Genomic DNA, 12,728 nt, shown 5'->3' with positions numbered 1-12,728 from the left:
CATTAACCTCTAATATAGCATAAAACATCATTAAATTCAGTTTAGCCGGGGAAGTGGCTTTTTTTCCCTTGAATCCACTTCCAAGGGGATAGTATGATGTAGTGGCACGCATAAAGAGAAACGAGGATTCTTATGAGGATAAGGGATTGGGATGCAAATTTAAAGGTTCGATTATTTGCGGAAGCCTTGGTGAATATCACCTACTGGATGTTTTTTCCGTTCTTATCGATTTATTTTGCTGAAGAGTTTGGCAAAAATAAAGCAGGTTTATTATTAGTGTTTTCACAAGTATTTTCTGTATTAGCTAACCTAATGGGCGGATATTTTGCTGACCGCTTTGGAAGAAAACGAATGATGGTTCTAGCTTCTTTCGGCCAGGGGCTTTCATTCTTATGCTTTGCCTTAGCCAGTTCTCCATGGCTTCAGTCTCCGTGGTTAGGATTTGTGGCGTTTACGGCAGCAGGTGTGTTTGGTTCATTTTACTGGCCCGCAAGTCAGGCCATGGTCGCCGACGTGGTCAAGGAAAAGGACCGCAGTGATGTGTTTGCTATCTTTTACACATCGATTAACATAGCTGTTGTAGTCGGGCCCATTTTGGGATCGATTTTTTATGTTCATTATCGCTTTCAGCTATTGCTTTTTGCTGGGGCTGTTTGTATTTTAGTAGGCTTAATCCTGACAAAATGGACTCGGGAAACCGTCCCCTCGCAAACAAGGAGCTCTCTCACCACCGAGGGAAAATGGTATTATTTTTTAAGGAACCAAATAAGAGACTATGCTTTAATTGTGAAAGATAAAACCTTCCTTCTGTTCATAATTGCTGGAGTTTTAGCAGGTCAGACTTTTATGCAATTGGACTTATTAATACCGGTCTATATCAAGGATTATGTAAAAGACCAAAGTCTGCTAACCATTGGCGATTGGTCGTTCCTTATTAAAGGAGAGCAGGCATTTGGAATTGTTTTAGCTGAAAATGGTTTCCTTGTTGCCTTGTTGACGGTCTTTGTAACAAGATGGATGAGTAAATATTATGAGAGAAACGTCTTCGCCCTCTCATCTGTTGTCTACGCAATATCTATTGTTATTTTTAGTCAGACACACTGGATTTGGGGATTAATTTTCGCAATGGCCATTTTTACTTTTGCAGAATTAATGGGAGCTGGATTGCAGCAAGGTTTTGTTTCCAAACTTGCACCAGAGCATATGAGAGGCCAATATTTCGCAGCGGCCAGCTTGCGATTTACGATTAGCCGGACAATCGCCCCTCTTGCCATTCCAATGACTGTTTGGGTGGGCTATGGATGGACGTTCTTCATTCTTTGTCTGCTTGCCCTTGCGAGTGCAGGATTATATTGGATTATGTTTTATGTGTTCGAAAAACAAAAAAGCAGAATCACAGCTTAGACTGCTTCATTACTATGGTTTACGGTTTATTTTTCCATTTGAACACGCTACAATATAGGAAGATTCTGATAAAAAGGAGATACATACTATGAGTGATTTTATTAAAAATCTTGAAAAATATGCCGAGCTAGCTGTTAAGGTTGGTGTGAATATTCAAAAAGGCCAAAGTTTGGTGGTAAATGCCACTTTAGAAGCAGCTGAATTGGTTCGTCTTATTGTCAAAAAGGCTTACGAAACAGGCGCACTAAATGTCATTGTGAACTGGAATGATGATTTTGTTTCAAGAACAAAATATGATTTAGCACCAGATGAGGCTTTCTTAGAGTATCCGGTATGGCGTGCAAAGGAAATGGAGGATCTAGCAGAAAAAGGGGCAGCCTTTATGTCGGTTATTTCTTCCAGTCCTGACTTATTAAAAGGGGTCAATCCTGAGCGAATCGCTAACTTCCAGAAGGCAGCCGGAAAGGCACTTTCCCACTATCGGAAAGCCATCCAATCAGACAAAGTCAGTTGGACAGTGATTGCTGCAGCCTCAAAGGATTGGGCTGCGAAAGTATTTCCGAACGAACCGAGTGACAATCAAGTAAATAAGCTTTGGGAAGCTATTTTCAAATCTGTCCGGGTCGATACAGAAAATCCGGTCGAGGCTTGGAAAAAACATGACGAAACCCTTCATGAGAAGGTTCACTATCTAAATGGGAAAAGATACAAAGAACTTCATTATACTGCGCCAGGAACAGATTTAACCATCGAACTGCCGGAGAAACATCTTTGGGTAGGTGCCGGTAGTGTTAATGAAAGCGGGCATGAGTTTATGGCAAATATGCCAACTGAAGAGGTCTTTACTGTCCCTCTAAAAATCGGTGTGAACGGCACGGTTGCAAGTACGAAGCCTTTAAGCTATGGCGGCAATATCATCGACCGTTTTTCGGTTACGTTTGAGAATGGGAAAATTGTTGGTGTGAAAGCAGAAGAAGGCGAAGAAATCTTGAAGCGACTTGTGGAAACTGACGAGGGTTCACATTATCTTGGGGAAGTAGCGCTTGTTCCTTATAATTCTCCCATTTCACAATCCAATGTTCTTTTCTTCAATACTTTATTTGATGAAAATGCCTCAAATCATTTAGCGATCGGCAGTGCCTACGCTTTTTGTATTGAAGGCGGAAAGAAAATGTCTTCAGAGGAATTAGCACAAAATGGGCTTAACGAAAGTATTACCCATGTTGATTTCATGATTGGTTCTAAGGATATGGACATTGACGGAGTAACGGTTGATGGAAAAACAGAACCTATCTTCAGAGCGGGTAACTGGGCTTTTTAAAAAACGATAGCAGAATGACGTGATTGAGGGATGGAGCTGGAGTTATTCCTTCACTGTGTCTCTTATCCCTCGAACACGGCAATTTGGTGAGGCTTCGGCCGTTATGAACCCTTCTTATCCCTCCAACACGGCAGCACGGTGAAGCTTCGACAGTTATGAACCCTTCTTATCCCTCGAACTCGACAACTTGGTGAGGCTTCGGCAGTTATGAACCCTTCTTATCCTTCGTACTCCACAACTTGGTGGGGCTTCGGCGGTTATGATCCTAAAAATGAAATTAATATCCTAAACGGACCATATGTACCAAAAATATCTAGTTGCCTTTCTTGCTAGGTAAAGATAAAATGAACAATTAAGAAAAAAAGCAAGGGAGGCTGCTTAAATGTGGAAAGAATTTAGACAGTTTGCTATTAAAGGCAATGTCATTGATTTAGCCGTTGGGGTAATCATTGGCGGAGCATTCGGAAAAATCGTCTCTTCGCTTGTCGCCGATATTATTATGCCAATTGTTGCGCTGTTACTTGGGAGAGTGGACTCCTTTGCGGAGCTTTCGTTTCTCGGCTTGAACTACGGGAAATTCATCCAGTCGGTGGTTGATTTCTTTATCATTGCATTTTCCGTTTTCCTATTTGTAAAGTTCATTAACCGTTTTAAAAAGAAGGAAGCACCTGCCGAGGTCGTGGTAAAAGTAGAACGTCAAGAAGAGCTTTTGGCGGAGATTCGTGACCTTTTAAAAGAAAACCAAGAATCTTTTAGAAAAAATGAAACATCTTGACCACTTATACGTATATCTTAATAAGGAAGTCAGAGACTAGACTTTCTATCAAATTCATTTTGAGGTGAAGATTTTGTATACACAAACATCGACTGAATTTATGCCTTCCGTTTTAAGGACGTTTGCACTTTCATTAGCAATTGCCTTCTTAGGGACGATGGCAGGGGCATTTGTTGTTCCGCCTGGATTGTTTATGCCGTTAATGATTTTAGAATTTATTATGTTGATAACCGCCTTTTTCTTTAGAAGGAGAAAAGCAGTTTCTTATGGCTTTTTGTATATCTTTACTTTTATCTCAGGGATTACCTTGTATCCGATCGTAGCTTACTACCTTTCTACTTCAGGAGCTAATGTAGTCGGGATGGCATTTGCGAGCACAACCGTAGTCTTTTCAGGGATTGCCATTTACGCAGCAAAGTCCAAACGTAATTTTTCTTTCTTGGGCGGGTTCTTACTGGCAGCTATCTTAGCATTAGTAGCCATTTCACTTTATAATATCTTCTTCCCTTTAAGCTCGACAGGAATGCTAGCTTACTCCTTTGTCGGTGTTTTAGTTTTTAGCGGATATGTTCTTTTCGATATCAGCCGTATGAAGCACTACGGAGTAAGAGCTGAAGATGTGCCGTTGATGGCCTTAAATTTATATCTTGATTTTATTAACTTATTTATCAGCATTCTTCGTATCCTTGGAATTGTTTCAAGTAGAGACTAAAAAAACAGGAGTTTGGCAAATTGCCAAGCTCCTGTTTTTTTAGTCTCGATAACTGCTGCCCCCTCCGCTTTAAAAAAAGCTCATCGTTCCGCTGCATTTGTAACCATCCCTTTCATAAAAATAGAAACCCCAATCTTCTTACAGATTGTTAAGTAATGCATGAGAGCCAAAAGAACGGCCCCTGTATTCATGCCGATAATTACCCCATTCATCTGCCAGTCGTGCGAGGAGCCAAGCCACAGGACTAAAGCAAAGGAGATAATGGTCGACCAAATTATATGAAAAAACAACTCTTTTAACATATCAAGACCAATTAAAAAAGCCTGCATTGGCATGATAAAGAAATGAAAGAGAAAAAACGGCCAGAGCAGCTGCAAATAAACAGCAGATGTATCCGATTTAAAAAATAAAGAGGTTAGTTCCGGAGCGAAAAAGTAAAAAATTGCTACAGCAGGAACACCATATAGAAACGTTATCGTCATCACCTGTTGGAGCATTTTTTGCAAGGTTGCGTAATCCTTTTGTGAATTGGTCTTAGAAACGGCTGGAATCAGCACGATCATTAACGAGTGTGCAATAAAAGCCGGGAAAAATCCAATCGAAGCCGCCACCCCCATCAGCATGCCGAATTGTTGGGTTGCCAGGGTGCTCGACACTCCAGAGTAAACCAAGGCTCCCTTGATCACAAACGGTTGAACGGCATTCATGACCGCTGAGAATAGCCGCAGGCCTGTCGTTGGAATCGACACAGCGATTAAGTTTTTCCGTACCCCTTTTCGGTTCATATTAGAGAAGGGCTTCCGTTTTAACTGTTGAAATTGAATAATGAACAAGTAGAACAGATATAAAAACATCACAACCTCACTGCCAATCAGGGCGCAAATCGCAATTAATAACGAGGCCTCCGCATCATATTCAAAATAGCGAAAGAGGATAAATAAGCCTACTAGCTGGACTGCCTTACGAAGGAAGTTGGAAACCGCTATTTTCCCCATTTCCTGAACACCCATAAAGTAGCCTCTTGCCACAGAGGTGAACGAGATAACTGGGATTAAAATCAAAACCAGCCATCTGACATATGGATGGTAATTATCAAATACCGAGATAAACGGAAGGAGCGCAGCGGCTGCTAAAAATAGAATACAAGTAAAAGTGATAGTGATGGTCATAGCATGATAAAGAATCGTACGGTGATACCGCTGCTCCCTCTCAGCAATGAACTTTGAAATGGAAACTTGTAATTCAAAGCTAGACAATAACACCAGTAAAAAAATGGATGGAAGGATTGTCATATAAAGTCCCAGCCCATGAGATCCCAATTCTCTCGCCAAAATCATATTGATTAAAACCTCAATCATTTCACCCAAGAAAGCAGAAGCAGCTAGAAAAAAGATTCCTTTATAATAAATACCCAATTTGCAAATCTCCCTTACTCTCATCTCTTTTACTAACTTATGAGACAAGTCCCTTGAATAGTAGGAGAAATTTTTTTAAAAGAAAAAGGACTGATCAAGTCAGCCCTTTTAAACATTGGTTGAGATTACTTGTTTCCCATCACTTTTTTTCACCAAATAAGTAGTGAAGAAGATAATGCACAGTAATAGTAATTGGGGTAAAGTGGTTTCATATGTTGGATAAAGCCCCAGCCAGTCAATAAATGGCAAGCGTTCCACTGTAGTGGTTGATAGCACATTTGAAATCTGCAGTGCATGTATACTGATCCCTAAAATTTTGAACGCTAAGAAGTAAATTAAGATGGTTGCGGTTCGAAAGAATAAGCGAATGGGAATTCTTACACTGTAATGAATAATGGCAAAGCCAGCGATGACTAACACCACAAGCGCCAGACAAATCCCTAATACAAGCTCCGCTAAACCTATATAAGGAGTAATGCCTGTATAGAAGATAATTGTCTCTGCACCTTCACGAAAGACCGAAAGAAAACTAATAAAGGCAAAGGAAAGGAGACTTCCTTTGGCAATTGCCTGCTGCATTTGCTGATTAATGTAGTTATTCCAATTTCCAATACTTGACTTATTATGAAGCCAAGCCCCGACCGTCAGCATCATGATGACAGCAACGATACCGGTAATCCCTTCAATATACTCCCGGCTTGAAGCTGCCACAAATTTTGAAAAGACAATATTAATAATGACGGCTAGGACGGCACTGGCCAAGATTCCGGCAACCACTCCAGTCCAAATCCACTTTTGCTGGGTGGATTGCCCCATCTTTTTTAAAAAGGCAATTAGGGTTGCGACAACTAATAATCCTTCTAATCCTTCACGCAATAAAATAAGGGCTGCATCCCAAAATGAATAACTTGTTTTACTTAATAACGGTGCAAGCCGATCTTCTAGGTCCTTAACAATATTGGTAGCTTTATCGGCATTTACTTGTTCAGAATCTAAGAGACTGATGGCAGTTGGTACCTTCGTTTCGATATCGCTGTACAAACTGCTGTCCCTCGTTTGAACATCGCCTTCTACCATTGGCCAGATGGTCAAAATTTTATTTAAATGTTCACTGGCCCCTTTGTAGTCCCTTTGAGAAATTGCTTTTTCAGAATCACTTAACAATGCAGCTAAGTCATTCAAGGAGTAATCTCCTTTTAGCTGTTTCGATACCTTACCAGCAAGAAAATTTTCTACTTCTACTTTAAGTTGATCTAAGTTTTGCCCGGCCTTATCTAAATCGGCTGGTTCCTGTGTAATCGCAATTCTTATGAGAGCTGTGTATTTTTCAATGTTTCCATATGCAGCAATACTCTCATCGTGAACAGCCTTCTCTGAAGCTGTCCACCCATTCATTAATTTTTGGTATTGAAGCTTTAATGAAGCGGTATCCCCTTTTTCTACCGAGCCCTCCATAACAGAAATAAGCGGAAGCAACTGCTTTACCTGCTCTTTGCCTTTTTCTTTATCTTTGGGATTTTGTTCCTCTTCATATTGAACGACTGCACTTGAAAGGGCCGAGAGACCTTTCGAGAGTGCCTCTTGATCAACGCTGTTCTTAGCTAGTAAACTTTGAACTTCTTTTAACTCTTGGTCAACAGCTTGGGCTCGTTCGCTGCCAGCTTTTTTAATGGACTGCCACTCGCTTGCAAACTGCTCCATGTTTTTGGCTACAACAGTCTGCTCGCCATCCTTGGCCTTCATTAAACTATCACCAATTAAGACAAAAAGTTCATCACTATTTTCTGCTGCCTTTACGGGAAGGCTCATTTGAAAAAAACTTATTAACATAATCATTACTAATAAAGGCTTCCAATTTAAACACTGCATAATCTTCTCTCCTCAACCACTAGTTAAATAGTGTCTCTCCGATAAAACCGCCCTCTTTAGTACCTGGTAAACAAGCAAAAATGGCACTTCCACGGTGGACGGTATATTCGTTTAATTTATCCATTTTAGCTAACCTGTTCTGAATGGGGATAAATTGTTTACTTGGTGTCCGCTGGAAGCATAGAAACAAAAGACCTGCATCAAAGCTGCCCGTTTTCAAATCCATCCCATCTGCATAGGAATAGGCCCGACGGAGAATCTGCTGCGAGCCATCTCCATGAGATAAGCGAACATGAGAATTGGCAGGAATCACGTCCTGACCAGTTTCTTTCTTATGCGTGAAATCAGGTTTATCAAACTCATTCTTTTGCCCTAACGGTGCACCACTGTCCCGGTAGCGGCCAAAAGTGTTTTCTTGCTCCCTTAGATTGGTTCGGTCCCATACCTCAATAAACATTTGAATCCGCCGGACTACAAGGTAACTGCCATTAACAAGCCAATCCGGTCCGTCGCCCTGTTGAACCCAGATATGTTCATTCACTTGTTTTTTACTGTCAACATCAGGGTTCACTGTACCATCTTTGAAACCGAATAGGTTTCTCGGTGTTTCCTTTTTAGGATCTGCCTGCTTCGTCCGCTGGAAACCAGTTTGCGCCCAGCGCAATGTGGCTTTCCCTCTGGCGATTCGAATCAGATTTCTGACCGCATGAAAGGCTACCTGCAAATCATCTGCGCAAGCTTGGATACAAAGATCACCACCGGTCCATTCCTCTTCTAAGGCATCAAGCGGGAAGGCGGGAAGATCAACCAGTTCCTTCGGCTGCTTGTGTTTTAACCCAAAGCGGTCTTGATTGTCTTTTACAAAAAGACTAGGTCCGACCCCAAATGTAATCGTCAAATTGGATGGCGATAGTCCTGCCGCCTCCCCAGTATCATCTGGAGGTAAAAATTCATTGCTAGAAAGCTTGCCGACTGACTTCCCCTTTGTCATCAGAGCAGATGCCTTGGTCCATTCTTTAAATAGTTTGGACAAGTCTTCTCGCTTAGACGCCGTGACATCTAAGGAAACAAAATAAACATGATTTTGTGGTTTTGTCGTAATACCGCTCTGGTAATCGCCATAAAAAGGAACAATATCCTGACTTGGCTCAGGGCCTGATGCCTTACTTTCCTTTAGTGCAAGGACACTGCCGAGACCGGAAGCTCCTAGTATGACTCCGACCCCGCCAATGCCGGCAGTTTTCAAAATATCCCGTCTTGATACCTTTTTTTCTGCTAATCCCTCTAAGTTGGCTGGATTGTTAGTCAATTAAGACGCCTCCGTAATGATACCTATTTGTGATAATGGTTCTGCTAGTGCATCAATGGCCTGGCTAAGTTCTTTTACTTGTGCTTCTGTCAATTCTGTATAAAGCTTGTAGCCATCACCTTTTTTATGCTGGTTTAATAGACGATAAACATCATCAAAACGAGCCTGTATCTCTGTTGAAACTTCCTTGTCCTTTTTCTCTAGTGCTGGTTTAAGCAGCTGATAGATTTTCTCCGCTCCTTCAACGTTTGCCGCAAAGTCGTAAAGATCTGTATGGGAATAGCGGTCTTCTTCGCCGGTTACTTTTGAAGTGGAAACTTCATTTAGAAGGTCAACAGCTCCGGTAATTAATAAATCGGGCGTCACTTCTACTGTATCTGCTTTAGCACGTAACAGGTTTACATCTTTCAATAACTGATCAGCCATTTGTTCATAACCTTTTGTTGTGTTTTCCATCCATAATCCTTTTTCAATCCGGTGATATCCGCCCCATTCGGCAGCGGGAACATCTCCTTCTCGTGCATCAATTTTAGGATCGAGGTCACCAAAACTTTCAGCGATTGGTTCAGCACGCTCATAGTGCATCCGAGCTGGTCCATATAGCTCCTTTGCTTTATCAATTTCGCCGTTTTTAACAGCTGCAGTAAAAGCGTCTGTGGCCTTAACAAATTCTTCAATCTCGGAAATGGCATATTGCCGATATTCAGCCGATACACCTTTTAACGATTCCATTGATGTGTTTTGGGTTTTCTTTGCTTTTTCTGTGCTCGAGGTTTGGTCCGAATTGGAACAGCCAAATAATAGACTGCTAGATAATAAAACAAGTCCAGATAATGTATGTATTTTCATATATGAATTTCCTCCAAATAGAATAGTAGTGAGAATGATTTTCATTATTATTATAATAACAGTAAATGAGAACTATTTTCAATCATTTTTTTAAAAATTAGGCTGTGTTAAAGGATGTAGTTGATTTTTAGCACGTTGATTGGAGCGGAAGGCGGCGAAGACTCCTGCGGGAGTACGGGGCTGGGGAGACCCCACAGGCGCTTTAGCGCCGAGGAGGCTCCCCGGCACGCCCGCGGAAAGCGAAGCCGCCTGGAGCGGAAATCAACATTCAAGATTAACACAGCCAAAAATTAAAAAACCTCCCATCAACTGTTAGGAGGTTTGATCGTTTATTTAATTAAGGAATGCTTAAAAGCATAGATAACCGCTTGGGTACGATCCTGGACATTTAGTTTGCTTAAGATATTGCTGACATGTGTTTTTACTGTTTTCAGGGCAATATATAATTCATCTGCAATATCCTGATTCGTTTTCCCCTCAGCCATTAACAGGAGGATTTCCAGTTCCCGGGTCGTTAGTTCTTCATGTGGAAGATGAGTAGTTTTTTGACGCATTTTGACCATCATTTTTCCAGTCACTTCAGGCTCAAGGACCGATTGTCCATGATAGGTAGCACGGACAGCGTTTGCAATTTCGCTGGCCTTAGAGGTCTTCAGCATATAACTGGTCGCCCCGGCTTCAAGCGCAGGATAAACCTTTTCATCATCCAAAAAGCTTGTCACGATAATAACCTTAGCCTCCGGCCATTGTTCAATGATTTGCCGGGTTGCTTCAATTCCATCCATTTCCTTCATAACAAGGTCCATTAAAATAATATCAGGGCGAAGGGACAATGCGAGTTCTACCCCTTTTTTGCCATTATCAGCTTCACCTACCACTTCAATGTCCGGCTGAGCTGAAAGGTAAGAAGAAACTCCGATTCTTACCATCTCATGGTCGTCGACAAACACTACTCTAATCATTCACACCATCTCCATTAATAATCACCGGAACCTTCACTTCCAGCCTTGTTCCTTTATTTTTAACACTAACCACTTTCAGTGTGCCGCCTATTTCGACTGCCCGTTCGTGCATATTCTGCATGCCATAGGATCCAGCTTTCATTTCATTCACTTCGAAGCCGATTCCATCATCTACAATCCTAAGAATAACAAGGTCATCCCGTTTTACTAATAAAACCTCAAATTTACTGGCTTTTGAGTGCCTAAGGGTATTGGAAACAGACTCCTGCAGGATTCGAAACAGATGATCTTCTACTCCTTTATCTAAGGGGAAATTCTCGACCTTCCATTTAATATCCATTGTCACCTTTTGAGATAGTTCGATTAACAGCTCCTCAATTCCTTCTTGAAGCGATTTATTCTTTAACGCAGCCGGGCGTAAATGTAATAAAAGTGCCCGCATCTCTAATTGTGATTGATGAATCATTTCCTCAACGAGCTTTAATTGCTTCGCTTCCCGGTCATCTTCAGATTGGTCTTTTGTTTCGTTGATGGCGGACATCATCATCGAGGCGGCAAATAATTGCTGGCTGACGGAATCATGTAATTCTCGGGCAAGACGATTCCGCTCCTGTTCAATGATTTGCTGAATTCTTTCTTCTTGACCCTCTACCTTTTCAGTAGCTAGCCGCTGTGACAATTTTGCCTGCTCAGACATTTGCCTTCCAACGTTCTCAATTCTTTTAGCAATGGCTTGGATTTCTGAAACAGCGGGCTTCTCTGGCACTTCGATTTGTCTTCCTTCTTCCAGCTGATGCAATGAATGTTCAACTGCTAGTAATTGTTTACGCCAAAAAAGGCCTGAAAACCCGCCTAAAAATATTCCGATTGCAATACTAAAGACAGGAACAAAAATGACAATCGGTATATTCATGAATTGTCTCGACCATAACTCCGACCAGTTTCCCAATGGAAATACATAAATTAAAACCGCTCCAATGACTAACGCGATAAGAAAGCAAAACGATATATGCCAGATCATTTGCCGCTGGGTTGAACTCATATCCGGCTCACCTCTAGATTCCCGACCACAAGCGAGGTAACGATTTTCACCTTAGTCTCAGCAGTTTCATAGCCAGAAGTTTTTAGGCGAAAAACTTGATTGAATATTTTATCTCTGCCATTGCCAAATACTCTAGCCGAACCCACGACACCAGAATGGTGAATACTTACTTCCATTTCGTATGGAACAAGGATATGGATATTTCCAATGATATTGCGGATAAAAATAACGGCTTCTCCCTTTGGAAGCATCGTATAACTAAGGTCAATAACGGTATCGCCAATCCCTGTTTGAATGTTCACATCATCCCACTCGTAAACACCTTGAGGCGTTTTTTGCTGTCCAACGAGAATATTACTGAACAATGGTTCCGAACTAATCAACGTCTCTTCGGATTGTGCTGGTTCTGCAGGACCGATATCAGGTACTATTTTTCTAGCATGCTTCTTTGAATTTATAAATTGAATGAAAAAGTGCAATAGTATGGCTAATAATAAAAACTTAAACGTCATCATATTGATGATGCTTAAAATAAAGAAAATGATCCCCATAATAAAGAGAACTTTCCCTAGCTTTTTACCAGCTTTTCTGCGGCCTAAATACATCATTCCGCCTGCAATAAAAAGAGAGAATATCAGCCCTCTGTTAAAAAATAGAATCTCTAAGAGCAGAATGACAATCCCGATGATAACCAGCCAGCTAAGATAATCACTTTTTGTATTTTTAAACATTGGCTACCCTCCCTTTTTATGCAGGATTTTTACAGGTAAAAGGCGCAGTTTCACTACGCCTTTTACCGACCAGCACTTCTCTCTCTAGAAAATGCTTCCGCTTTGCTTTGAATATTGTCCAGCTTCAGCGTACTTTGCTAAACGGGCGCTTCCGCTTTTCTTAGTCCAGCTCCAGCGCCTAGCCCCTCGAGGTCACAAGCTTATTCAGTTTCGGCTCCTTGGGACTCAAGTCATAAGCCATCCCCTGAAGAAGGCCAAAAACGCCTTCTTGCATGGGCCGTCTTATGCCTTCGTCCCAGAGCAGTCGCCTCCACCATTAGGACAATCCGCCCAAAAGGT

11 protein-coding genes are annotated in these 12,728 nt (G+C 41.5%); 4 read left to right on the top strand and 7 right to left on the bottom strand.

All coding sequences use genetic code 11. The features are described from left to right. Nucleotides 1-132: 132 nt before the first annotated feature. The 4 genes from L1999_RS04630 to L1999_RS04615 all read left to right on the top strand — a co-directional run bounded on the left by L1999_RS04630 (nt 133) and on the right by L1999_RS04615 (nt 4,212). Nucleotides 133-1,404: an MDR family MFS transporter gene (locus L1999_RS04630; RefSeq protein ID WP_235742504.1), complete on the top strand. Its 1,272-nt coding sequence runs from the start codon at nt 133-135 to the stop codon at nt 1,402-1,404. Between the two features lie 88 nt (nt 1,405-1,492). After that, on the top strand, nt 1,493-2,725 hold the full coding sequence (locus L1999_RS04625) for an aminopeptidase (RefSeq protein ID WP_235742503.1): 1,233 nt from the start codon (nt 1,493-1,495) through the stop codon (nt 2,723-2,725). A 382-nt stretch (nt 2,726-3,107) separates the two neighbouring features. Continuing rightward, complete coding sequence (mscL, locus tag L1999_RS04620) at nt 3,108-3,500, top strand: large-conductance mechanosensitive channel protein MscL (RefSeq protein ID WP_235742502.1); 393 nt, start codon at nt 3,108-3,110, stop codon at nt 3,498-3,500. Between the two features lie 73 nt (nt 3,501-3,573). Beyond that, nucleotides 3,574-4,212 (top strand): Bax inhibitor-1/YccA family protein, encoded by a 639-nt coding sequence (locus tag L1999_RS04615; RefSeq protein ID WP_235742501.1) that lies wholly within the window; start codon nt 3,574-3,576, stop codon nt 4,210-4,212. Nucleotides 4,213-4,292: 80 nt separating this feature from the next. Here the strand turns inward: L1999_RS04615 and L1999_RS04610 are convergent, their stop codons facing one another. The 7 genes from L1999_RS04610 to liaF all read right to left on the bottom strand — a co-directional run bounded on the left by L1999_RS04610 (nt 4,293) and on the right by liaF (nt 12,389). Beyond that, nucleotides 4,293-5,627: a polysaccharide biosynthesis protein gene (locus tag L1999_RS04610; protein ID WP_235742500.1), complete on the bottom strand. Its 1,335-nt coding sequence runs from the start codon at nt 5,625-5,627 to the stop codon at nt 4,293-4,295. A 108-nt stretch (nt 5,628-5,735) separates the two neighbouring features. Then, entirely contained in the window at nt 5,736-7,496 is a 1,761-nt protein-coding gene (locus tag L1999_RS04605) for an FTR1 family iron permease (RefSeq protein WP_235742499.1), read from the bottom strand. 19 nt (nt 7,497-7,515) lie between these two features. After that, the gene (gene efeB, locus L1999_RS04600; protein WP_235742498.1) at nt 7,516-8,805 is read right to left on the bottom strand and encodes an iron uptake transporter deferrochelatase/peroxidase subunit; all 1,290 of its coding nucleotides are present in this window, start codon (nt 8,803-8,805) and stop codon (nt 7,516-7,518) included. Next, nucleotides 8,806-9,654, bottom strand: coding sequence for an iron uptake system protein EfeO (gene efeO, locus L1999_RS04595; RefSeq protein ID WP_235742497.1), 849 nt, complete (start codon nt 9,652-9,654; stop codon nt 8,806-8,808). Between the two features lie 329 nt (nt 9,655-9,983). Next, nucleotides 9,984-10,616, bottom strand: coding sequence for a response regulator (locus L1999_RS04590; protein WP_215041243.1), 633 nt, complete (start codon nt 10,614-10,616; stop codon nt 9,984-9,986). Beyond that, nucleotides 10,609-11,658, bottom strand: a complete 1,050-nt coding sequence (locus L1999_RS04585) for a sensor histidine kinase (protein WP_235742496.1) — start codon at nt 11,656-11,658, stop codon at nt 10,609-10,611. The genes L1999_RS04590 and L1999_RS04585 overlap by 8 nt, the downstream gene beginning before the upstream one ends. Beyond that, nucleotides 11,655-12,389 (bottom strand): cell wall-active antibiotics response protein LiaF, encoded by a 735-nt coding sequence (gene liaF / locus L1999_RS04580; RefSeq protein ID WP_235742495.1) that lies wholly within the window; start codon nt 12,387-12,389, stop codon nt 11,655-11,657. Before liaF ends, L1999_RS04585 begins: the two co-directional genes overlap by 4 nt. Nucleotides 12,390-12,728: the final 339 nt, after the last annotated feature.

The sequence above is a fragment of the Neobacillus drentensis genome, from assembly GCF_021560175.1.
GTDB classification, from domain to species: Bacteria; Bacillota; Bacilli; order Bacillales; family Cytobacillaceae; genus Neobacillus; species Neobacillus drentensis_A.
Note: the sequence above shows the minus strand (reverse complement) of the source record. Positions and strands in the feature narration are given on the sequence as shown.